This window comes from bacterium (genome assembly GCA_013360195.1).
Taxonomy (GTDB): domain Bacteria; phylum Electryoneota; class RPQS01; order RPQS01; family RPQS01; genus JABWCQ01.
Window position 1 is genome coordinate 45,372 of sequence record JABWCQ010000006.1, and the last position, 24,399, is coordinate 69,770.

The following is a 24,399-nucleotide window of genomic DNA, read 5'->3' on the forward strand; positions in this document are numbered from 1 at the left end:
AACTTTGAACCTTCGGGTTCAACTCAGTCCAAACTACCCTCCTCAAGAGACACCCTCATGAATCCTTCTTCTCCTGCCATCGGCGCACGTAAACCGCGCTCCAAGCTCCCACAAAGTTTCTGGGTAGCAAACACGATGGAAATCTTTGAGCGGCTGGCCTGGTATGGCTTCTTTGCCGTTTCAACGCTTTATATCACCGGGTCAAAAGCGGAGGGCGCGCTTGGCTTTAGCTCCGAGCAGCGCGGTATGCTGCAAGGTATTGTCCCGTTTATTTTGTATCTCTTGCCGGTTGTATTCGGAGCTCTGGGCGATAGGTTCGGATACAAGAAGACCTTTATTGCCGCCTACACACTGCTGGTTCCGGCTTATTACCTCCTTGGGCAGTTTCACTCGTTCGGAACGTTCTTTATGGCGTTTCTGTTTGTTGCGGTTGGAGCGGCGATTTTCAAGCCTGTTGTTGTCGGTACGGTAGCGAGAACGACGGACGAGACGAACTCCTCTATGGGGTTCGGCATCTTTTATATGATGGTCAACATCGGCGGGTTCATCGGGCCGATTGTTGCCGGAATTGTCCGGGTACGCTATGGTTGGGATTGGGTGTTCATTGCATCCTCATTCTGGATTGCCTGCAACTTCATTTGGCTGCTCCTGTTCTATAAGGAACCGACGACCGAAGCGACAAGCGGTCAGAAGCGTAGTATAAAACAAGTATTGGCAGGTATTGTTGAGGTCCTTGGCAACGGTAGATTCTTCCTGCTGATATTTGTGCTTCTGACTTTGCTTGCAGTTTCGGGACGATATATTAGCTGGAATCAGATGCTGCTCATCAGCGCAATTTGGGTCGGGTTGAACATATTGCTTGACATTCCCCTGCGCGCGCGCGCAAAGACAGCTACAGTCGGTTCGTGGTTGTTGCAGCCACTTAAACTTGGCAATTGGAAGTTTGCGCTTTACTTGCTGATTCTGTCAGGTTTCTGGACATCGTTCAATCAGATCTTTCTGACGATGCCGGAATACATTCGTGACTTCGTTGACACGAGTGATATGGTGAAAACGGCGAGAAATTGGGTCGGAGAGGATTTCGCACGGGAGTTTGCCGCAGTGAACGAAGACTTGCTTGCAAGTGAAATAGGAATATTTGCGGCAGATCACGCCGGTTCCGCCGGAACTATTGTACTTTCCGACAGTCTCGTCAAGAAGTTTCGGAGAACCCTGTTTGACTTCAAGGTGAGAGTGCCGGAGAGCGACATTCGGAGTTCACTTGCCTCACTGGCGATGACGAAAACGCCTGACGGCAAAGTGAGCGCTGACAGTACCGCAATGAAGACATTGGCGCACACGTGGGCGGAAAGGTACCGCCAGGTGAATCCTGAGTACATCATAAATATTGACGCCGGCGCCATTGTCGTATTCCAAGTGCTTGTATCATTCCTGATAGGATTCTTCCCGCCGCTTTCTGTCATGGTAGTGGGCATCATCGTGTCGGCGGTTGGAATTGGCATGAGTGCGTGGCTATCCACCGGATGGCTGGTCACCTTGGCGATTACGATCTTTGCATTTGGCGAAATGATTGCTTCACCCAAAAGTCAGGAGTATGTCGGCCGCATTGCTCCTCAGCAAAAGGTCGCGATGTACATGGGTTTCTACTTCTGGACAATCGCATTAGGAAACATCTTTGGCGGAAGATTGTCAGGAGAATTGTACGGTTCGCTTGCACGCGATCAAGGAAGGCCTGACCTTATGTGGATGATATTCGGCGGACTTGCCCTGCTGACTGCGCTGATACTTGTGCTTTATGACAAGCTGATTCTCAAGAAGGGGAATCCAGAATAAGCGGTAAGAATTCCAAAGAAAAGCCCGGGCAAAAACCCGGGCTTTTGTCGTTTACGCTGGTACAATTCTATTTGTCACGATGACAGCGAATGCAAAGGTCGCGGTCGCCGGATGCGATCATCAGAGGCGCGGCAGTCCAAGCATGCAAGTCGTGGCAGCTCGTGCAGCCAAGTTGTCCGCCTCGTACGGGATCAACCAGTTCACCGCCAATCGGGTGTGCGCTGCGGTGCTCGTGCTGGTGGCACTCGACGCATAAATCCATATTCGGTTTGGTTAAGTAACCTTCATTGGCATTACCGTGCGCATCATGACACTTTGAACAGGCGTAGCGGTCGTGAGGATTGTTGCCCACGGTTTCAATCCCTTTGGAAGGATCGTGGCACTTGGTGCACAGGTTCTTGGGCTCCGAACTTAACAAGTTCTTCTGGTCGGCGGCATGAGGGTTGTGGCACATTTCGCACGAGTTGCTCTCAGTTGCTCCGTGCGGCATGTACTGAGCGAAGTGCTTCGCTTCCTCGTCATGACAATCACTGCAAACAGACTGAACAGTTCCCTTCAACGGATAAGTTCCTTCAGCCAACGGCTTCGCATGGCATGCGGCGCAGTCATTGTCAGCAAAAGGCTGGTGTTTGTTGCTCATCACCAGAGATGGCGAGTCGCTTGCATGCGGATCATGACAAGCTGTACAGCGTTTGCCAACAGGGTCAAACCCGACATGGCGCTCGCGCAGCTTAACTTGATTTCCATGGCAAGTTTGACAGAGTGCAGTAACATCCTTTGTGAGAAGGCCTGCCATGTCACTTCCATGTACGTCATGACACTTATAACACTGCCCGACTTTCATTGGCGCGTGAACTGTCGGCTTTGCCATCCAATCACGAACCTCCGCGTGGCACGTAGCGCAGAGGTCCTTTACGCTTGAATTCAGCAAATGTGCCTTGTCGGAGGCATGGGGCTCGTGACATTTCGTACACTGTCCGGCAGCAACAGGCTCATGGGGATGCGACCTTAACCGCCAGTCCTCGGTTTCCGAGTGACAGCTTGCACACATGCCCGCTTCATCGTCAATGAGTAATTTGGCGTGCCGTGACGCGTGCGGAGCGTGACAGCCGCTGCATTCGCCGGATTCAAGCGGCGCGTGCACAAACTCTTTACCTAATTCGACGGAAAGGTCATCGTGACATTCAAGGCAGACCTTGCGTTGGTCAACCTTTGGAAGGTCTTGAGCGGTCGCCAATGCCGAAGTCAGCAGTAATGCGGCAAGACTCCATATGAAGGTGATGTGTTTCATCTGTTACCTCCTTCGGGGTTGGCAACATGACATGATGCGCAGTCACCTGATTCAAACGGAGCGTGTTGAGTATTCATCAGCATGTGGTTCATATCAGAGCCGTGCGCGTCATGGCACATGGAGCAATTAATAGCCTCGCCATCCTGCCCTAAGTGTGTCGCGCTGAATTCAGGAGTCGACGTATCGTGACAGTCGATGCAAAGTCCGGGGAGAGCCGTCGTCAATAAGGATTTGTTCATACTGGTGTGAGCATTGTGACAGTTCAAACACTCGCCGGCGGTTACCGGAGGATGCGCATGCGTGGACTTGGCCGCGGTTTCAATTTCAGCATGGCATGAGATGCATAGCTGCGCAGCCCTCGCAAGCAGCAAGTGTTTGTTTCCGCTCTGATGGGGGTCGTGACACGCAGTGCAACGTCCATCTGCGACAGGTTGGTGCACAGAGACTGCAGACCTGATTTCGTCGGTTATGTCGGAGTGACACTCTCCGCATGTGGAAGCAACGGAAACTGACAGCAAACCTTGATGATCCGCGGCATGTGACGCATGGCAATCAAGACAGACTCCGTCAATGAACGGTGTATGCGCAGTGTTTGAAGGAAGTATCTGCATGATTGCCGAATGACAAGTTGCACATAGCGAATTATCGGTTGCTGTCAAAAGATGCTCATTTGAACCGCCATGCACGGCGTGACAGGAGCCGCATTCCCCACGCAGAAACGGAGTATGAACATCCAGTTTGGCAAACTGCGATTTCAGGTCACTGTGGCAGTCAAGGCAAAGAGTTCCCTGTGTCTGCTTAAGCAATGCCTCCGAATTTGTGCCGTGCGGCTCGTGGCAGCTCCAGCAATCGTTTGTCTTGATGACGCCATGGGACACCGGCTCCTGCATTGCTTGAGCGATTTGGTCATGACATTGCAGACACTGATCCTTTGAATCCGCTTTCAAGAGTTTGTGGTCCTGATCGCCGTGACCTTCATGACAGGTGGTGCAAGCTTCCTTCGCAGGATTGTGACCATGTGCGAGCTTCGTCTTTTCAAGTTCAGTGGAGTGACAGTTCCCGCATGTTGTCGCATCATCCGCCTTCAGTAGAGCAGGACGAGCAGTGGCGTGAGGGTTGTGGCACTCAGTGCAGTTCTCACTTTGTACAGGTGCATGAGTTTTGTCACCGTGCTTTTCGACCGGATCGTGGCAACCGGTGCATACACTTCTCTCGTCGTCCACCAACGCGAATGGAGCTTCTGAATCAGGCTCTGCATGGCAATCACTGCAGGACGGTCCATCGAGTGCGGCATGCACTGTCGCCGGCAAAAGTGACTCGTTCTCCGAGGAATGAGGCTCGTGGCAAGCGGAGCAATCCTTTTGCCCAACAGGATAACCAGCGTGCTGGCTTGCGAATGATGGATCGTCTTTGCCGTGGCAGCTTACGCAAAGCGCGGGTAGTTCCTGTTTGAGCAGACCGGAGTGATCGCTGCCGTGCATGTCATGACATGATGTGCATCCCTGCTCAAGAGGTTTGTGCTTATGTGCTGCCTCAAATTCCTTGCTTTCGTGGCAACTGAAACACATGGCAGGCAGTTCGGCCTTCAACAGATGTTTTGACACTCCACGATGTGGATCGTGACAGTCCGTGCATTTCCCTGCACGTGCCGGCTCATGCACAAACTTCGATTGGAGATGCAGGGAGTCCGCGGCGTGGCACATCAGGCACAGATCAGTTCCAGTCTCCTTGAGTCGCAATGCGCCAACTTTACCGTGAGGCAGATGGCAGGAGTTGCACTCTCCTTTTTCAGCCGGCTCGTGCGCGAACTTGCCGCGATAATCCTTTGCATCGTGGCACTCAAGGCAGTTCTGCTGTTTGCTGAAGCGTGAACCGCGCTTCACTTGAGCAAGAGCTCCGGAGTGGTTCTCCAGCAACGCAAACACGACGGCCGTCATGAACGCATATAATAACAAGTGTCGTATCAGACGGGAGTTCATAGACTCATTCTCCCCAATTCTTCGGATACAGTTCATATCAGTTCTCTGCGGGTCCGCTGACCTGAAGCTCACGCAACGCCGTTTCATTGATTTGTATGTCGGCGTCAGCCCGCAGATCATTTATCATGTTCTCTATCGTCACAATTTGTTTTTGCTGCTCAAGCATGGATTTGATCGATGGTGTTGCATCGGCCAACGTTCGCCTGGTACCGGGTTCTCTCTCGACCAAACGCATCACAGCGAATCCGTCAGAACCTGCAAGAGGCGGGAAGCACGTGCCGAGTTCTGCTGTCTCAAGCTGTACTGCAAGCTCACGGGGAAACTGACTTAAGTTTGCCCAATCCCGTAAACCGCCGCGAACCTTGTACTCATCGATTGAAAACTGCTCTGCTATCCACGTGAAATCGGCTCCTGCGAGAATCTTTTCGTAGTCAGCCTGTGCTTCCTCGAGAGTGTTCCGCGTTATAATCGCGACGCGAATTCGACCGGGAGCTACAAAGCGATCTGGATTCGCGTCATAGAACGTCTTGACTTCGTCATCAGTGACCTTGACAGTTGGACCAATAACAGACTGCAGGTATTGAACAACCATCATTGAGTCACGAAACACGCTTGCTTCTGCGTCAAGCCGCGGATCCTCGACGTAATCCCTGCGACCGGCAATCTCTTTCAACATCATTACCTGATATTGCTCGTCCAGGGTCTCCCACAAAACTCTCTGATTATCCCGGTCTGAGCGACCTACGATTCTGTGAACATACTTGTTCTTCAAGTCGTATGCCGTAAGTTCGCGGGACTTGCCGATGCGCATGACCGGGCGTTTCGACTCATCAATGGCCTGCGCCATGCGGATCGGGATGGAATCCACTGCAGCTGTGTCAATCCATACGGGAATGCCGGCAGCGTTAGCTGCAATAAAACCCCTGCGAAAGTCAGCACCCTTGTCAATGAGCAGTTGTTTACGTATGACGACCGTGACACTGTCATATATTGCTTCATCCGGAGGTAAAAAGGCTTCGGCACGGACGACCGTCCAGGTATTCCAGAGAAACATCGGTCCAAATAGGTCGCCAGGTGAAGCTGATTCGAGCTGACGTGACAAATCTTCAGGAATGTCATAAAGCGGGTAGATGCCCGCATCGCCGCCGAGGGTCTTGAACTTGTCTATTGAGTGGTGTGTTGCGAGAGAGGCCATCGAGACACCGGCTCGGATACTGTCGGCAATTGAAGCAGACAGGCTTGAATCGATGACACAAATAAGTCGAAGCATAACGCGGCGATAGTAACGATTGAAACCGGCGCGAAGCTCATCCTCAGGAATATTCCAATCCTTTGGCTGTATATCTTCAAGCAGCATCTGGTAGGCGGAAGTCTCACGAAACCAGCGCACCGCATCCACCACTGTCTTCTCCTGATCGAGACCCAACGCATATGCGTCATGAAGGATCAGCTTGTCGTTTATGAGTCTGTTTAGCAGCTTCTCGAGGCTGAAGTCAGAGCGATCAACAGCACCGGATTGAGCAGAGTGAATGCGTTCCAATTCGGTTGCCATCATATCAACGGTAATGTCCTCTCCGTTGACCGTGGCAATTACGACATTGTCTTCTGCAAAACAATGGGCGGTGATCATGCAGACAGTGAGGAAAAGAGTAATGAGTCGAAGCGACATAATGCAAGTTAGTTTAATGGTTCAGCCACTTTGCGGCGAATGACTTTGAGATCGGATATAGCATCATCAATAACCTCGCTCGCTAATGCGGCGGGGCTATAAATGATGCCCAGGTCAAACAATCCTTTGCGCGACCTGCCTGTTCGTTCCAGGTGGTCCGCCCAAACCACCGAGTTACTTTTTGGATCAATCATTCTAAGCTCCACGGCAACTTCAGGGCTGTTTCCAAGAGTTACCAGGCGAATAGGTGTCAATTTGCTAATAGTTCCCGTAACTACGAGTGCCGCATCCAAACTATCAGAAAGCATTTTACTTACCGCACCTACGGATTGGCCGTACCGCAAGTCCTCACATGCCAGCATGACGTTGCGGACCCGGCCAGGATCAATAACAATGAAATCATGGCGCGCAAGAGACGAAACCAGGAAGTTTCCAATCATATCGCCTGAATAGGGTACCTCTGATTCATCCACGGGAGGGATAACAGCGATAGGGAGGCACGGGTAGTAACTGCGGCTGCTATTCCCGGAACCTGCAAGTTCAGTGCTTGCCAGTTTTCGTGAGGAACGGCTCAAATTCAGTGTCGAGAACAGTTGATTCGCTGCAGCGCGGGCAAGCTTGCGCTCACTCTTGTGAGCGGGTTTTGAGAACAAGGAATGAGTGCCACCGCCGGTAATCGTGGCACAGTCTTGCCATACAAGTGCGGAGTTGTCAGAGAGCAACATTCGTGTGCAGACTGAAATCTCTGAGAAGACAGAGTCGACAACAAAGCTGTGTACCGTTCCTACTATAACGAATTGTGCGTCCAGTGAATCGCAGAGAGCCTTAATCTCATTCTCGAGCGGCGCAGCGGTATTTCGAATACGCAATGAGCGAAGCACGTTTGAAGTAGAGTCGGCATCGACAATGTCAAGCTTCTTTGATTCCAGCCGTGCACGCGCCGCGTAATCAAACATCCCTCGTGCTGATTCGGTTGCTGTGGGACCACTGAAGGGCAACAAAACTACTCGCTCTGCGGAGATTGCAGCAGATGCGACCGACATTATTACGGCAAGCCGGAGGGTGTTAAGTAGTCCATGCAACTTCATGAAACCAATGACTTGACGAGCTTCCGAATTGCCCGTAACGTCGCATCTCCGCGCGAGGATTCGCCAACACCCATCATTCTTGAGAGTGAACCCGGTCCGCCCAAAGATACGGCAGATGACCATACAGTATTGCCCGTTTCGCAATCCACCATGCGCGCGTCAATGCTGACAACATGTGATGAACTGGAGCGGCCAGTCATTTGCGCGGCCTCGCCCACCGAACCAAAGATGACCGCTTGAACGCCCAGTGAGTCGGACATACGTTTAAGACCTTTGAGATCAAGTTCACCGGATTTCTGCTGATTGATGTCTTTTAGGACCCGTGCAGTTTCCCCCGGTTCTACGACATCAAATGCTTGGGCGGCCAATAGCTCCGTAATGAAGAGCCTTGTCGCATACCCAGCCACTCCTTGTTCCGTGGACAGGTTTTCAAAGTTTACTACAGCTACGCGTTCCACCATACTGAAGTCATATTCCGGATGCAGGAAGACCGTGACACGTTTTGCGGTACAACCGAAAACAAATGCCGCCATTGCGGTAAGGAGCATGAATCTGAAAGCGGTCATGGTTTATCTTCTCTCGTTGCTTCACTAAAATCGTGTAAAGAGTGATACACGTCCGGACGACGAGGTGTCCTCACCTTCGCGTTCGTTAATCGCATAGGATGCAGTCAGTTCTGTCCTGATCGACCAGTTGTATACAGCTTGTATGGAGTACTGACTCGAGTTTACGTCCTGATTGCCTTCGATGCGGTTGAAGGATCCGCCAAGTGAAATCTTGTACGTCGGAGTCCATGAGACGATACCGTCGTATGATCTGTCCTGACGAAGCGGATCCGTCATGCTTGTTGCGTTTCCGGTCAAGTTGATCGTTTCTGTCAAACGATAATTCAATCGGCCGCCAAGGGTTGTTTGGTACTTGCGAACTGCGCTGACACGAGCCGAGCGCGATTCATACCGATATGAGAAAGTCACCTGAGAGCGATCAGTCGGTTCGCCTTCAAACTCACTCATGTACGAACGGGAGAATATTTTGTCCTGATCGTCAAACCGCTGGTCTTCACCGTAAATGAAGTGTGTGGTCACGCGCAACGCGGGCAGCAGTATTGTCCGGGCTTCAATCCTCCCCCAGTCATTTCGTCTCTGCAGAAACTCGCCATCCCTTTCTTCCGTGCGGCTTGCCGAAGCCATGGTAGTCAGCGCGCGGCTCCACGTTGATCGCAACATGGCACTCCCGGAGGTCGAGTACGTGAAATCGTCTCCGGTCTCGGTGTAATTTGAGCGCGACCATGAGTATCTGCTCACAAATTCCGTCAAGTTTGACGGATCAAGCCTTAGCGAGGTCTGAAGTCCATCTTCCTCGCGAGCAAGTGAAGTCAGGGTTGCGCTTTGCCGAAGTGCGTCACCGGAAAAGTCCCAGCTTAGCCACTCGGAAGGTGTGAGCAGAATTCGCGATGAGACGCGTTGATCGGTAGTGCGGTCATCCTCTTCGAATTCTGATCTTGTAATAAGTCCCCGAAGTTCCGTAACGTGCAAGGGAGTGTTCAGCAGCTGAGGAGATACCGTGACCTTAATATATCGAGTTTGAACCTCGGTGAATGCGAATTCGTAGCGCAGAAACAAGGTGCTGAATGGGGCAGTAGTTCCTGAAAGAATCGGTGTCCAATTCAAATTGTCCGAACTTTGCCAGATTGACCAGGTCAGCGGCAACGCAGCCAAACTGTCAACGTACAAATGCAAGTGGTCAATTGCAACCTGTTGTCCAAAGTCCAAACCGAAATTGTGCGTCTCGCCGTTTACGAGGTCGTAGTTTTCTCCAGCCGGAAGTTCAATCAGACCGTCTACCAGGGCCGGAGCAGTATCCAGAGGGTCAAAATCGGGTGACGGGTCCGAGGTGTAAAGTCCGGCGTTCGCTCGAATGACCACCAAGGCCTCGCCAGTAAAAGTCGAATTGTCTGTTTCCTTCCGCGTCGATGCCTGGTAGCTGGCGGAAAGATTAAGCACACGGTCAAAGGCGGATCTGGTCAAGTCTAAACGACCATTATGGCTAAGTGAAACGCGATCCAAGTCAGTCTCGGCATTTCGTACCAGCAGGTCCGTGTACTCATAGTTTGCGTAAATACTGTGAGCGCTGTAGTTCGCACCGGCGCTAAGCGAGCGCGTGCGCGTGTCGTAACCAAGCAAGTCAAGATCATTTACATTCTTGGCCCAGCTCCAAGACGCAAAAAGACGAGGCAAGCCCGTCCAAATCGTTTGACCTCGCAAAGAGGCCGCTCCGGCCGTCATCTTCATCGTACCGGTCTTGTCCCGGTCTGACCGATAGGATCCATCACCTCGCATATCCAGCAACGGCATCGTCCAGTTTATGGATCCTGTTGGTCTGTATTCTGTTGTCCAAAGATGAACTCCGGTACCGGAATTGCTTTGGAGGTGCCGAAACAGACCGCTCAATGAGTATCTGATATTGTGCGTTGGCTGTCCGGAGGTGAACAACGTGTACTGTTGCTCGTATGACGTGGATCGCGTTGTGTCAATTGTTGAAGACGCGGCGCTGCCGGAAAGTGTGCCGCCCCAGTCGGCATAGAGACCTTCAGTCGCTAACAAACCGATTGTCAGCAATAAAGCCTTAATGGCCACAAACACAATATTTATGAATTGTGCTCTCATCGGAGCTTTTGAATAGAATCAACAATAGTTGTCATTCGTCATCACTTATCTGTCACATCGCAGGGCAAAAAGAAGGACCGAGCGCAACGAAGAGATTCTTCGTATTCGGTCCTGGCCAAATTTGCGTTATTCTGCCCGGAGGGCAGGTAGTATTATGACGAACTAACAAAGAACTGATCAACCAGAATGAAAGTATTCCCGCGACCCCCCGGACAGAACTGGGGAGAAGCAAAACCGAGGGGCCGCGGTATTTTCGAACAGACTACAAGGAACCATTCAAACAGAACGACAAATCCTGTCGCTCAATCGGAAAAGCTGTTTAGAACGGATTGTGGTCGTTCTTATCCTTGTTGTGGCACTTGTTGCACAGCGAACGCTGATTCGGGCTGTTGTAAGTTTGCGGCATTACATACGAACCAGATTCAACACCGTCATCTCCATAGACAGTGATGTTGAAATCCCAACGACCGGCATTCTGACCGCTTGTGGCGTGTGCGCGGTGGCAGGTGATGCAACTGACCTTCGAATTGTTGTCTGGACCGGCTGTCCAGGCAATTGTCATTTCAGGATCTTCAAACGGAACATCGGCAATGTAAGCCGTCGCAGCGTTTCCGCCGTTCTGGTTCAACGTGCCGGCGTACGTATTGTAGATGTTCTGAATCGTGCTGCTCATGCCAACTCCACTCGGGTGACGATACTGTGTCTCGTTGTTGTGGAAGTTGCCGTGGCAGTTTGAGCACCAGCCACTCATGCCGCTCTGATACGCAATGTGATTTGCGTCCGTTTCCGAACTGCCGGCGCCGCTAAACGGCAGACCTTCGGCGATCGGAGCCGCTTGAGTGTAATTGAAGTTGCCGGCTTCAGCATGGTCACCAGCGCCGTATAGGAGACGATAGTTGGCATTTCCATGCGGGTCGTGGCAGCTCGTGCAGCTCAGTGACGAAGCCGGATAGTTGCCGCCGGGCGACACCGGATTCAGACCGTCAACAACCGTACCGCGGCTCGGCGATATGACCGTGTGGCCAGCGCGCCAACCCGGTATCGGATTCAAACCGCCGTTGTGACCGTCGTTGATGTTGTCTTCAAGCAGGAAGGCAAAGTTACCCGGGCCACGCTCGGCGCCTGGGGATGTCGGACTGGCAGCCCACACGGCGCCACGGCTGGTGGCATGGCAGGACAAGCACAGATCCGTGGCATTCGCAAATTTCAATAAATACGGATAGCCCGTGCCGGTCGGATCAATCAGCGCACCGTTGCCATTTGTATTGTGCATCGTATGGCAGCCGGCGCAGTACGCGACGCCCTCATCATGGAACGCGAGCGCACTGTTCACTTGCAGGCAAATCATTGCTGCAAATGCAAGTACTAGCAATACAGACCGTCTCATTAGAGACCTCCTTAGTGTACAGATAGTCATCTCGTCAGAGAGATGTGTTACGAATTGAGTCTTGGTATAAAGGGGCATATGTTAAAAGTGGCGTATCCATCCGCGGTCATGATCCACTCACGACTGGCGCATTCCGGAAAACTACCGACTGTATTCGATTCTGGTATGTCTGTCCGACCAGCAAAGTCCCATCACCGCAGCACACAAGGCTTGTGGGGTGGAAAAACCAACCCTCAATCAGACCTGCGCCGCCGACTTCGCGAACATACTGTCCATCCGCGTTGAAGTACTGAAGCAGATGACGATGCTTGTCCAAGACTATATACTCGCCGGCCGCATTAACGCAGCAGGCAATTGGAAAACTCAGTTCTGTTACCCCGCCGCCGGCGACACCGAAGATACGAATCAGCTTACCGTCAAATCCAACGCGAGCTGCTTGACCGATTATCGGGAGAGTGACAAGCATCTCGTTCGCGTGAATTGAAAAGTTGCCAATGAAAGGGGTATTGCGGGTCTCTTCGCCGGCTTCGGTTAATATCGGAAAATTCCGCAGCGGCGCTCCGTTCATGTCATAAACATAAACCCTTAGCGGCTCTACGCAAAGTGCGTATAAGCTGCCGGTGCGGTCAATGGCGATTCCTGTGGGTGCAATCCGCTCACCGTTAGCTTCAAGATCGAGATACTTCAGAAAGTCGCCGTTGTAGTCAAATGCCGCCAAAGTATGCTCACGAGTGTCACCCAGTACGTAAACTCTGCCGGTGGAATCAACGGCCACTTGCTGCGGGTTGCTTACGCGATCGCGGGTGGAAAATTCGAAGCTATACCTGCGCTGTGAATCGTAAATCGCAATACGGGAAGTGGACGCGTCCGTGATGTATATGTCGCCCGTGTGCGAATCCACATATAAAGAGGTAGGGAGTAGGCTTGTCTTGTCACCGGCCGGGTAGCGAAGCGACAAGGATATATCATATTCCTGTGCCACGCTTGTTCCGACGCAAAGAAAAACAAAAAGCACAACAGCAGCTTGAGTCGCCCGTATCGCGAACCTCAAGTGCAGCGTGCTATATTCTTTGCAAGGCCTCATTGCCTTATCTAAGACCATATCGCGATCGACGATGTCGTTCGCCAGCCCAGTTCCGTTTTTTTAGTCAGTCGAGCGCGAAATCCTACTTCATTTATCAGATTTAACACGGACTTTCGCGTGCTCAAGCTTGGTGCAAAGATACCACATAGGACGAGAAAACGCAACGTGACTGGTTGACATCAACCTGTGAACTTTTTTGCCCACTTCTTCCGGCTAACCGATTGTTATATCTTGCGAAACCGACCTGCAAAATTAGAAAAGGGTCAGTGACAATGGTGCATTTATGAAATTATACGGAGGCACAGGATAACTTGCACCTCCTTGTCATATTTAGACTTGTGCATCGCCCGCGGCAGTCTATTGTGAAAAATTTCACACTAAGTCTATGAGTTTATTTAAGCCGTTCCGCTACTCTCAAATCAGACCAATTTTGTCAACTTCTCTTCAGACTCTTCTGTGACTTTGCTACATGACGTTTCCGTGACAATTGCGTGACACTCATTTGTGCTCCGTTCGTTACTTTAAGAACCAAAAGAAAGCGAAAAAAACGGAACGGACACATGAGAATCGGCACAAGAGGCAGCGCGTTAGCCCGAACGCAAACAGATTGGGTTAGGAAGTATCTTGAACAGGCTCTCGGCACGTCAATCGAGGTTCAAACCATTTCTACTCAGGGTGACAGAGTCACAGACCGGCCCCTTAGAGAGCTTGAAGGCAGCGGATACTTCACCAAGGAGCTTGAGGAAGCCCTCTTGGATGGCAGAGTCGATGTGGCCGTTCACTCATATAAGGATATGCCGTCAAAATGTCCCGACGGGCTTGTGCTTGCCGCGGTCTCTGCTCGCGAAGAGGCCAACGACCTGCTTATCATGCGCAGCGAGGTCGCTACCATGCCAGCAGAAGACTTTTGGCTGTCGGAAGAAGCCCTGGTCGGAACAAGTGCAGTACGTCGTGAGGCACAAATTAAAGCTCTGCGGCCAGATCTTCGGACAAAGGACCTGCGTGGCAATGTGCCAACAAGACTTACAAAACTGCACAATGGTGAGTTTGATGCGATTCTGCTCGCAAGCGCTGGTGTACGCAGGTTGGGATTCGATCTCACAGAGTTCAATGTCCAAAAGCTGCCACCTTCCCTATTTGTTCCCGCGCCTGGTCAGGGCGCGCTGGCCATTCAAATGCGCGCTGATGACGAACGTATTCCGCTTGTGAGGAATGCTATTCACAATGAGGAGAGCTGGATTGCAACGCGAATTGAGCGGGAAGTTCAAGCCCGGTTCGGAGGTGGTTGCGGCCTTCCACTCGGGGCTCACGCCTGTCGCAAGGATGGCAAGTGGGTTCTTGAGGGATTCTGGTTCAGTGCCTGTACCGGACCTGTACGCGCGACCGTGCGCGGAGAGTCACATGAAGATCTTGCAAATCAACTCTACAACGAACTGGCGGGCTGCTCATGCGAATGCGCGTGTTGATTCTCCGTAGTCCCGAATTGAGTGACCGGCTTATTAATCTGCTCGAGTCGGACGGTGTTGACTTCGCGTGCCTTCCTGTAACGCGCACAGAGTTCATTCACCCAGGTTATATCCCTATCAATAAATTCTCTACGATTGCGTTTACAAGCTCCAATGGCGTGAGAGGACTCTTTCGCGCACTTGAATCTTCGGCACATATCCTTCCACTTAACACTCGCCTTGCCGCGGTCGGCAAAGCAACTGCCGACACGATTCATGAACTCTTCAGCCGCAATGCTGACATTGTGGCAGAGAATGCGTCTGGTGCTTCGCTCGCACACTTACTTTGTCAAGAGCTGCCCGCCGGCACGGAGATCCTCTATCCGTGCCCCGGCGGGCACAATCCCGAGTTTGCAGACCGGTGCCGCGCATTCGGACTAAATGTTCATCCCCTGCCGGTCTATCGCACGGTAGAAGTGGATCCGGATACAATCAGGTTGGCATTGTCCGCAAGTGTTGAACCCGACGCAGTGATCTTTTACGCACCTTCGGCTGTCAATGCATTTCAGAAAGCACTGCCGGCACCTTGGCCTTTCAGAGCTATTGCAATCGGTCAAACGACTGAACGGGCACTGCACGACGCCGGCCAGGCTGTAGTAGTTCGTTCAGAATCAACTGAACCGCACTCTATTGTGCTGGCGATTCACGGAATTCATAGTATGGAATGGGAGACGCAGAATGCTTGACATCACGCTGGCTCGGCAAAGAAAAAGCGGCGAGGTTGAAACACATCGGTTCCTTCGCGCCGCACGCGGAGAGACGCTCGAAATACCACCGGTGTGGTTAATGCGTCAGGCAGGACGTTACCTGCCTGAATACCTTGCCGTTCGTGCCAACAATGACTTCATCAAAGTATGCAGGACACCTGACTTGGCCTGCGAAGTGACCCTGCAGCCGATTCGCAGGTTTGATTTTGACGCGGCTATTCTATTCAGCGACATTCTTATTCCTGCGATTCCCCTTGGAGCAGGGTTGCATTTTGATGCCGGACATGGGCCAGTCATCGACCGGCCAGTGAGATGCCGCAGGGATGTAGAGGCACTAAAGGAGTTTGAGCCCCGGGAAGAGCTTGCAGATGTCCTCGATGCGGTGGCAATGATTCGCAGCGAACTAAGTGCTGATAAAGCACTAATCGGCTTCGCCGGCGCACCGTTTACATTGGCGACGTACTTGATCGAAGGCGGGAAACCGGATCCTTTCCGGCATACCAAGAAGATGATGTACAGCGATCCGCAGAGCTTTTCAATCCTGCTCGAAAAACTCGCGGACATGACAATCGAGTACATGAAGGCCATGGTCGAATCGGGTGCAGACGCAATTCAGCTGTTTGACACATGGGGCGGAATTCTTACAGACAATGAATACAGAGCGGTCAATCTTCCGGTGCTGCAGCGAGTATTCTCTGAATTGAATTCTCTTGACGTTCCTTTGATTTACTTTGTCCTCAACGGAATGCACTTACAGTCAACCACTGAAACCGGTGCAAGTGTCTATGGCTTGGACTGGAGAATGAGCATTTCTCAAGCCCGGCAGCGGTTCGGACATGACACCGCACTGCAAGGTAATCTTGACCCTGTGCTGCTGCTTACGGACGAACACACCATTCGCACAAGCGCCCGATCGATCCTCAATGAGGCAGGACATCGCGGATTCATTTTTAATCTCGGTCACGGGATTCTTCCCGATACGCCGATTCACCACGTTGAGGTGCTCCTCGATGAAATCAGGGGAGCATCGAGATGATAAAGACAAACTGGATAGACATTCCTGAAGATCAGCTCTTTGCGATGGTTGAGGAGCTTGACACACGAGGTCCGCGCTACACGTCATATCCAACAGTGCCGGTATGGAAGGCTCCGCTCAATCGCGAGGCTTACACCAATTCGCTGCGCAGACTTGGAAAGGAAGGCAAGGCGATAGCCGTGTATGTGCATTTGCCGTTCTGCCGCCAGCGCTGCCTGTACTGCGGCTGCAATGCACACATTACGCATGATGAAGCGCGCATCCATAGATACATGGATGCATTGGAAACCGAGGTCAGGAAGGTAACCGACGAATTCAAGCATCCGTTGACGCACAGTCAACTGCACCTTGGCGGCGGTACACCGACTTACGTGCCGGTATCGCGGCTGGCAAAGCTGCTTGACTTGGTAATTGAGAGAATTCCAGGGGCAGAGAGTTCAGATCGCTCGATTGAGGTTGACCCGCGAGTTACAACGGATGAGCATCTCGACTTGCTGGCTGAACGGGGTTTCACTCGAATATCTGCCGGCCTGCAGGATTTGAATGCCGATGTCCAGCACGCAGTACGGCGTGAGTACACGTTCCTCGAGATCAGTGAATTTATAGAGCGAGCGCGCTCGCGCGGTTTCCTGAGTGTCAATATTGATCTCATATACGGCCTGCCGATGCAGACGCGCCGGACTTGGAAAGACACGGTGCAAGCCGTGGCTTCACTTAGACCCGACCGGCTTGCCTGCTTTGGGTATGCGCACCTTCCGGCCAGAATGAAGCATCAGCAGGCAATTCATGAAGAAGATCTGCCAACGTCCCGTGATCGGCTGGGGATGCTGTTCGATGCACACCGCATCTTCGGCGCAGAAGGGTACGTCGGAATAGGTATGGACCATTTTGCGCTGCCGGAAGATGACCTTGCGGTTGCGCAGGATGAAGGCAGATTATGGCGCAACTTCATGGGATACACTACAACACGCGGCTTGGAATTGCTCGGATTGGGATGTTCAGGCATCAGCGAGTTTACAGATCTATTCGCACAAAACATATCGTCACCGGAAGTTTATGCAGCGGCGATTGAGCAAGGACATCTGCCCTTGGAACGCGGTCACGAGCTAAGCGCGGACGACCGTGTCACAAAGCAGATTATCAATCACCTCATGTGCAATCTTGAAGTGCATGTGCCGGACGCGGCGGAAGTCAACGATGAAGACTTCTTCGCTCGCATGAAGAACGCCATGGGCTGTGTTGGTTCGTTTGAACCACTTGGTTTGGTTACGAAGAACGGCTCCGGTTATCACGTTACACAGCTAGGCCAACTGTTCGTAAGGAACCTTGCAATGCCGTTTGACAGATACCTCAGAGAGCAGTCCAATGTTCTGTTTTCAAGAACGGTGTAGGGCATCGATATGAAAGAAGCCATACTACTTGTAAACATGGGTGGACCTTCCAGACGGAATGATGTCGAGCCCTATCTGCGGGAGATTTTCAGCGATCCGGCAATTATTGATTTGCCCGCATTCATCCGCAAACCGCTTGCAAGTCTGATTGCGATGAAGCGAAAAGAGGAAGTCGCAGACCGCTATGAGGCATTAGGTGGATACAGCCCGCTTTTTCATTGGTCCGAAGCGCTCAGGCAGAACATTCTGCGCGAACTGAATACACGTGGAATAGATATGGATGTTGCTTGGGCGTTTCGATACATGTCCCCGTCTATACACGACACGATGAGTGTCCTGTCCTCCAAAGGTGTGGAAAAGGTTCATGTGCTGCCGCTGTTTCCGCATTACACTCATACGATGACGGGATCAGTCATGAAAGAAGTCAAGCGGTCGGCTCAACGAACGAAACTGCTGTACGAGTATATTGAAGATTGGGGACAGGAAACACAAATACTGGAGCTGTGGGGAACATACCTCAGTAACGCAGTCTTAGAAGCCGGGAACGGTGCGCGCGTAATGTTTGTTGCACACGGAATCCCTCAAATCTACGTGAACCGGGGTGACGACTACCCTGAGCGTGTTCGAATGTCGGCACAAAAACTATGCTCACTCTTGCCGGCAAGCACAGAGTGGACGGTTGCGTTCCAGAGCAAAGTCGGTCCGCTCGAGTGGACGAAGCCTTACATGGAAGACGTGCTCGAAGAATGGTCAAAGAGTTCCGCCCCGATAGTGATGATGCCACTCAGTTTTGTTGCAGATTGCCTTGAAACCCTGTACGATCTTGATGATGTTGCCAAACACCTCGCGGGAAAGCACGGGGCAAAGAAGTATGTGCGCGCACGTGTATTCAATGATGACCCTGAATTTGCCAAGGCGCTGATAGACGTCTGGCAGGAGAAGTGTTATGCGGAATGCTGCTGAAACCTTGCGTCCGAGCGTAATCGTAATCGGCGGGGGAGTGGCCGGACTTGCGTCCGCCTACCTGATTCGTTCACTTGCTAATGAGCGCGGTTATGACCCTGCCCTCACAGTGCTTGAATCAAAACCCGAAGTAGGCGGCTCCACGCGAACGGAAAAAGTCGACGGATTCACATGCGAATGGGGTCCAAACGGATTCCTTGACAACGAACCAGCCACACTTGATATTGTTTCGCGCCTCGGACTGACAAGCCGCTTGGTTAAAGCCTCGAAACATGCCGAAAAGCGCTACATCTATCATCATGGGAGCATGCGCGAAGTGCCGCTCAGTCCGCGTGCATTCCTGACGTCTGACATACTTCCGGCAAGCGCGAAACTTCGAATGGCCTGCGAGCCTGTAATCCCGGCCAAACGTAACGGAGCGGACGAGACCGTTTATGACTTCGCAAAGCGAAGGCTCGGTGAGTCATTCGCGCAATACATGATTGATCCCATGGTGTCCGGGATTTTTGCTGGGAATGCACGGGAATTGTCATTGCGTGCGGTATTCCCCAAAATGGTTGAAATGGAAGTTGAGTATGGCGGACTCGTGAGGGCAATGATTGCAAAGAAACGCGCGGCACGCCGAAACGGCGCAGACACAGGCGGCCCCGCCGGAACCGCTGCAACTCTTACCACTTTTGTAAACGGGATGGGCGAGCTTACGGCAACGCTTGCGTCCGAATTGCGGAACAACATCATAACGAACGCGCCCGCCTGTGAGATCCGGGTACGAGGCGAAATGTATGAAGTGGTTTCCCATGAACGCACATTTCAGGCCGATGCCGTTGTTGTAGCGTGCCCATCTTATGCGGCGGCAAAACTTGTGTCGGGTGTGTCCTACAATGCCGCCGAGTGTTTGCGGGAAATACCTTTTGCGCCGGTTGATGTTGTGGCGCATGGCCATAAACTTGAAGATGTTGGCCATCCACTTGACGGCTTTGGTGTGTTGATTCCACGTGGTGAAGATTTCCGTGCACTTGGCTCGCTCTGGTGCGATGCAATCTTCCCGAACCAAACTCCGCCAGGTACGCACCTGCTGCGGACGATGGTGGGTGGTGCACATGACCCGATGATTTCGACACTTACAGACGTGGAGTTGGAATCAATCGTAAGCAATGAGCACAAGCGGCTCTTCGACACCAAGAGTGAACCCGTATTTCGGAAACTGATTCGGCACGAGAAAGGCATAGCACAGTACACACGCGGCCATTTGGAGCGGGTTCGGGAAATTGATCTGCTTGAGAAACAGTTGCCAGGACTTCTTTTTACCGGTGCCTCCTACAGAGGCGTGTCGGTGAACGCTTGCATGAAAGACGCGTTTCGAATTGCAGACAGACTGCTTGATGTGTGGAGGTTTAACTAGGATGCTGATCTACACGCTCTTGCCTGCAATTATGCTGCTCCTGTTTGGTGGACAGGCAGCGCTCTGGTTGACGCTCTATCACAGACCGGATGAACTGCTGGAGCGAATGACGCGTCGTATCGGCTGGATCACGTTGGCCGTCTACGCGTTTTGGCTGGTTCTGCTTACGGCCGAACAACGACAAATTCCCATTCTTACTGCCGGTCAGATCAGCATATTTCTTGGATTCCTGATTTGGATGGACCAGTCGCTTGTGGAACGTCGGGTGTCACAGCGAATGCTCGTGATCCTTCCGCTATTAACAGTCGTCCTCCTCCTCATGATCGGCATCGCAGGCGGTCTTCGTCACACGACTGCACCCGACACTCTTCACTCGGCGTGGAGTGCAATACACATCTTCATGTCAATGGCTGGTATCGCCATGCTACTCGGAAGCGGTGTGTACGGGGCTGGTTCGCTCATTCTGCGGCGTGAGCTTGTTGGCCGGAAGTTTGGTCGGTTGTTCTCCACGTTGCCATCCATGGATGTAATGCATAAGCTGCGCACAGTGGCCGTATATCACGGATGGCTCCTAATTACGGTCAGCTTTGTAACAGCCGTGCTCTTCATGTTTGTTGAAAACGCGGGAAGTCCAAATTCATTCCGGCATTTACACGAAATGTTCGGCCTGTGGATAATCTCCTCATTTCTGGCGCTGTCTGAGAAACTTCAATGGCTGGGTGACCACAAAAGGGCGCGCCTTGCTGTTGCTGCGTCTGTCCTCTTCCTTCTCATCATTGCAGGCTCTGTTCTTCAGATTTATTTTGGAGGACAGTCATGAAACTGGAGATGATTGGACTGAACCATCGCAATGCACCGATGTCACTGCGAGAGAGGGCTGCTATCGCTCCGGATGCCATGCCGGCCATTCTTGATCGCCTTGTGCGGCACTCAAATGTGGAAGGTGCGGCAATTCTCTCAACCTGTAACCGTGCCGAACTTTACCTTTCGCCAACGTTTCATTTTGACGAAACGGAACTCCGGTCACTTTATGCTGATATCTTTGGTCTTGATGGTCATGAGTGTGAAGTCGCTTATGTGCATCGTGACGCCGCGGCTGTGAAGCATCTGTTTCGAGTTGCGTCTGGCTTGGATTCGCAAATGCTTGGCGAGATACAGATCCTTGCACAAGTGAAGAATGCCTACTCCACCGCCTTGGAATTGGCCTGCACGAGTGGTATTTTGAATAAGTTATTTACTCAGGCCATATTCTGCGGAAAGCAGGTGAGAACTCGCACCGCCATTTCGCAAGGCGCCGTTTCAGTCGCGTATGCGGCGATTGAAGTGGCTCAGCGCTTGTTTTCAAAACTTTCGGAAAAAAACATTTTGCTTGTTGGTGCCGGTGAAACATCCAGACTTGCGGCAAAATACCTTGTCGATGCGGGTGTCTGTAGTTGGAGAGTAAGTAATCGGACAGCCGCGCATGCGGCTGAGTTGGCCGAACAGATTGGTGCACAGATTACGAACTTTCCGCCTGCGGCTGAAGACATCGCGTGGGCAGATCTCGTTGTTAGTGCAACCTCGTCTCCAGAGCCGATTATCCGATGCGAAGCGAGCAGTTCTGCGCTGAAAAGCCGTCGCCGTCCTTTGCTGTTTCTTGACTTGGCAGTACCGCGTGATGTAGAGAGTCGGTTTGCAGAATTCGATGACGTCTATGTATACACTGTTGACGACTTTCAGGACTTGGTTGCGGCAAACTTGAAGGCACGTCACAAAGAAGCCGTTCGAGCGGAAGAGTTGGTCGAAAAGGAAGTTGCAATCTTCTCCGAGTGGTACAAGGAAAACCGGATTGCGCCGAGCATCCAACAGCTTCAAGCCGCTCTCGAAAGTATACGTGCGAACGAAGTCGAGCAACAAGCCCGCCACTTCCGGCCGGAGGACCGGGAAGAAGTTGAAAAATTCTCGCGCTCGATGATGAAGAAAGTCACGAGTCTTATCATTGCCAACATGCGCCGCGCCGCCGCTGATGGCAATGACCTTACCCTTGCGCGCGCCGTTACAGTTGCCTTTGCTGGAAAAGACCAGCGCGCAATTGACGAGATACTCGAAAAATTGAACCATGAGCTTTCCCATTGACCGCCCTCGACGGCTGCGTCGAACCGAAAATCTGCGCAGGCTGGTGCGCGAAAATCGTCTTGCGCCGTCCGATTTCATTCAACCTCTGTTTGTCGTACCCGGCAGGAACATTAAACTGGAGATCTCCAGCCTGCCCGGACAGTTTCACTGGTCGGTTGACCGCGTCGTTGAAGCGGCGGAGCGCTGCAGCAAGGCTGGCGTACCGGGCGTCATTCTGTTCGGAATTCCGACTCACAAGGACGAGATCGGTTGTCAAGCATACGATGATCACGCCGAGGTACAAGCCGCCGTCCGTGCAATCAAGAAGTCGGTGCCAGAGCTGCTCGTCATAACCGATGTATGTCTCTGTGAATATACAAGTCATGGGCACTGCGGAGCCGTATTCGAAGGCGATGTTGACAACGACAGAACGCTTGAGTTGCTGGCAAAGACCGCATTGAGTCACGCACGTGCAGGTGCGGACATCGTTGCTCCGTCGGACATGATGGACGGCCGTGTTGCTGCCATTCGAAACGCTCTTGATGATGGTGGATTCGAGCACATTCCAATCTTGTCCTATTCCGTGAAATATGCGTCCGCCTACTATGGCCCTTTCCGCATCGCAGTGGACTCTGCACCTCAGTTCGGTGACCGCCGGGGATATCAAATGGATCCTGCCAATTCGCAGGAGGCCCTGCGAGAGGTGGAACTTGACTTGGAGGAGGGTGCCGACATGATCATGGTCAAACCAGGTATTGCCTATCTTGACATTCTGCACACCGTTAAAGCGCTGTACAACCGTGTCACCGCCGCATACCAAGTTTCGGGCGAATATGCAATGATCGAAGCGGCGGCTGAGCGCGGTTGGATTGACCGAAAACGTGTTGTACTCGAATCACTTCTGGCCTTCAAACGAGCCGGGGCTGACTTCGTCTTAACTTACTATGCCGCCGAGGCGGCGGAATGGCTTCAGGAGAGCAATCATGAATGAACCAGCCACAGTAAACAGTGATTTGGATAGATCCACCACGATTTCCCGCTCTTGGTTTGAACGCGCACGCAAAGTCCTGCCCGGCGGGGTCAATTCTCCTGTCCGTGCCTTCAAGTCGGTAGGTGGTCAACCGCCTGTTATTGCTTATGCGGAAGGTGCCGTTCTGGTGGACGTTGACGGAAACGAGTATATTGATTACATTGGAAGCTGGGGACCAATGATTGTCGGGCATCGGGAACCCTCCGTGGTGGAGGCCATGCACCTCGCCGTGGAAGTCGGTTTCAGCTTTGGTGCACCTTCAACACCTGAAATCAGCCTTGCCGAGGAAATCATTACCAGAGTTCCTGGACTTGAAATGGTGCGATTCGTGAACAGCGGTACTGAGGCAACGATGAGCGCGGTGCGCCTTGCCCGCGCCGCCACAAAGCGAAATGTCATCATTAAGTTCTCCGGCGGCTATCATGGCCATGCCGACTCGTTCCTCGTTCAAGCAGGTTCGGGGGCCGCGACCTTTGGTCTTCCTGACAGCCCGGGTGTTACGCCGGGCGCGGCAAAGGACACGCGCTGTGCAACGATCAACGATTTGTATTCGGTTCGCGCTGTCTTCGAAGCGGAACCACAGGATGTTGCTGCTGTCATCGTCGAACCGGTCGCAGGAAATGTCGGATGCATTCCACCAGCGTACGGCTTTCTGGCAGGACTGCGATCTTTGTGCGATGAATTTGGCGCTCTGCTGATTTTCGATGAAGTGATGACCGGATTCCGAATTGCACGAGGCGGCGCGATTGAGCGCTATAACGTGAAGCCCGATCTGGCGACATTTGGAAAAGTTATCGGCGGTGGACTGCCGGTTGGCGCGTATGGAGGCAGGAAGGATTTGATGTCTTTGGTCGCGCCACAAGGCCCGGTGTATCAAGCTGGTACACTCTCCGGCAATCCTTTGGCGATGAAAGCCGGATTAGCAACTCTTGTATTGCTTGACGAAGTTGCTTACCGCACGCTTGAGAGAAAGGCGTCGAGGCTTGAAACCGGTCTGCTCGCAGCTTGCGACGAACTCGGTATTCCTGCTGTGGTTCAGCGGGTCGGGTCAATGATGACGTTGTTTTTTACCGGCACGGAAGTGAAGAACTTTGCAGACGCTCAGTGCTGCGACCATGCTCGCTTCAAGAAGTTTTTCCATGCGATGCTTAGACGTGGTGTGCACCTGCCGCCCTCAAGCTACGAATGCTGGTTCGTTTCGACCGCACATACCGATTCTCAAATCGAGCGCACCATCGAGATTGCGAAGGAGGCGCTCGCCGAAACCTTATAGA

The 24,399-nt window shown here is 52.3% G+C and carries 19 protein-coding genes; 11 read left to right on the plus strand and 8 right to left on the minus strand.

Annotation, left to right across the window (positions count from 1 at the left end; genetic code table 11):
* The first annotated feature begins 57 nt into the window (after positions 1–57).
* Entirely contained in the window at positions 58–1,833 is a 1,776-nt protein-coding gene (locus tag HUU59_05965) for an MFS transporter (protein ID NUO18978.1), read from the plus strand.
* Between the two features lie 67 nt (positions 1,834–1,900).
* Here HUU59_05965 and HUU59_05970 read toward each other — a convergent pair whose 3' ends face one another.
* The 8 genes from HUU59_05970 to HUU59_06005 all read right to left on the minus strand — a co-directional run bounded on the left by HUU59_05970 (position 1,901) and on the right by HUU59_06005 (position 12,895).
* Entirely contained in the window at positions 1,901–3,124 is a 1,224-nt protein-coding gene (locus tag HUU59_05970; GenBank protein NUO18979.1) for a hypothetical protein, read from the minus strand.
* Positions 3,121–5,103: a hypothetical protein gene (locus tag HUU59_05975; GenBank protein ID NUO18980.1), complete on the minus strand. Its 1,983-nt coding sequence runs from the start codon at positions 5,101–5,103 to the stop codon at positions 3,121–3,123. The genes HUU59_05970 and HUU59_05975 overlap by 4 nt, the downstream gene beginning before the upstream one ends.
* 37 nt (positions 5,104–5,140) lie before the next feature.
* Positions 5,141–6,772, minus strand: a complete 1,632-nt coding sequence (locus tag HUU59_05980) for a peptidyl-prolyl cis-trans isomerase (GenBank protein NUO18981.1) — start codon at positions 6,770–6,772, stop codon at positions 5,141–5,143.
* Between the two features lie 8 nt (positions 6,773–6,780).
* A complete protein-coding gene (locus HUU59_05985) occupies positions 6,781–7,815 on the minus strand; it encodes a hypothetical protein (protein ID NUO18982.1) in 1,035 nt (344 codons plus the stop codon).
* A gap of 41 nt (positions 7,816–7,856) precedes the next feature.
* Complete coding sequence (locus tag HUU59_05990; protein NUO18983.1) at positions 7,857–8,426, minus strand: hypothetical protein; 570 nt, start codon at positions 8,424–8,426, stop codon at positions 7,857–7,859.
* 24 nt (positions 8,427–8,450) lie between these two features.
* Positions 8,451–10,526 carry a hypothetical protein gene (locus HUU59_05995; protein ID NUO18984.1) on the minus strand — a complete coding sequence of 692 codons (2,076 nt, stop codon included), beginning with the start codon at positions 10,524–10,526 and terminating at the stop codon, positions 8,451–8,453.
* A gap of 319 nt (positions 10,527–10,845) precedes the next feature.
* Positions 10,846–11,913 carry a hypothetical protein gene (locus tag HUU59_06000; GenBank protein ID NUO18985.1) on the minus strand — a complete coding sequence of 356 codons (1,068 nt, stop codon included), beginning with the start codon at positions 11,911–11,913 and terminating at the stop codon, positions 10,846–10,848.
* Between the two features lie 106 nt (positions 11,914–12,019).
* On the minus strand, positions 12,020–12,895 hold the full coding sequence (locus HUU59_06005) for a hypothetical protein (GenBank protein ID NUO18986.1): 876 nt from the start codon (positions 12,893–12,895) through the stop codon (positions 12,020–12,022).
* Positions 12,896–13,557: 662 nt separating this feature from the next.
* Here HUU59_06005 and hemC point away from each other — a divergent pair.
* Genes hemC through hemL form a run of 10 tightly spaced genes read left to right on the plus strand, consistent with a single transcriptional unit; the run spans position 13,558 to position 24,398 of the window.
* Positions 13,558–14,463: a hydroxymethylbilane synthase gene (gene hemC / locus HUU59_06010; protein ID NUO18987.1), complete on the plus strand. Its 906-nt coding sequence runs from the start codon at positions 13,558–13,560 to the stop codon at positions 14,461–14,463.
* 17 nt (positions 14,464–14,480) lie between these two features.
* The gene (locus tag HUU59_06015; GenBank protein NUO18988.1) at positions 14,481–15,188 is read left to right on the plus strand and encodes a uroporphyrinogen-III synthase; all 708 of its coding nucleotides are present in this window, start codon (positions 14,481–14,483) and stop codon (positions 15,186–15,188) included.
* A complete protein-coding gene (gene hemE, locus HUU59_06020) occupies positions 15,181–16,245 on the plus strand; it encodes a uroporphyrinogen decarboxylase (GenBank protein ID NUO18989.1) in 1,065 nt (354 codons plus the stop codon). The genes HUU59_06015 and hemE overlap by 8 nt, the downstream gene beginning before the upstream one ends.
* Complete coding sequence (hemN, locus tag HUU59_06025; GenBank protein NUO18990.1) at positions 16,242–17,636, plus strand: oxygen-independent coproporphyrinogen III oxidase; 1,395 nt, start codon at positions 16,242–16,244, stop codon at positions 17,634–17,636. The genes hemE and hemN overlap by 4 nt, the downstream gene beginning before the upstream one ends.
* Before the next feature lie 9 nt (positions 17,637–17,645).
* Positions 17,646–18,599: a ferrochelatase gene (gene hemH, locus HUU59_06030; GenBank protein NUO18991.1), complete on the plus strand. Its 954-nt coding sequence runs from the start codon at positions 17,646–17,648 to the stop codon at positions 18,597–18,599.
* A complete protein-coding gene (hemG, locus tag HUU59_06035; GenBank protein NUO18992.1) occupies positions 18,583–20,001 on the plus strand; it encodes a protoporphyrinogen oxidase in 1,419 nt (472 codons plus the stop codon). Before hemH ends, hemG begins: the two co-directional genes overlap by 17 nt.
* Before the next feature lies 1 nt (position 20,002).
* Positions 20,003–20,821 carry a hypothetical protein gene (locus tag HUU59_06040; protein ID NUO18993.1) on the plus strand — a complete coding sequence of 273 codons (819 nt, stop codon included), beginning with the start codon at positions 20,003–20,005 and terminating at the stop codon, positions 20,819–20,821.
* Positions 20,818–22,116 (plus strand): glutamyl-tRNA reductase, encoded by a 1,299-nt coding sequence (locus tag HUU59_06045; protein ID NUO18994.1) that lies wholly within the window; start codon positions 20,818–20,820, stop codon positions 22,114–22,116. Before HUU59_06040 ends, HUU59_06045 begins: the two co-directional genes overlap by 4 nt.
* Positions 22,100–23,086 (plus strand): porphobilinogen synthase, encoded by a 987-nt coding sequence (gene hemB / locus HUU59_06050; GenBank protein ID NUO18995.1) that lies wholly within the window; start codon positions 22,100–22,102, stop codon positions 23,084–23,086. Before HUU59_06045 ends, hemB begins: the two co-directional genes overlap by 17 nt.
* Positions 23,079–24,398, plus strand: coding sequence for a glutamate-1-semialdehyde 2,1-aminomutase (hemL, locus tag HUU59_06055; GenBank protein ID NUO18996.1), 1,320 nt, complete (start codon positions 23,079–23,081; stop codon positions 24,396–24,398). Before hemB ends, hemL begins: the two co-directional genes overlap by 8 nt.
* Position 24,399 lies beyond the last annotated feature (1 nt).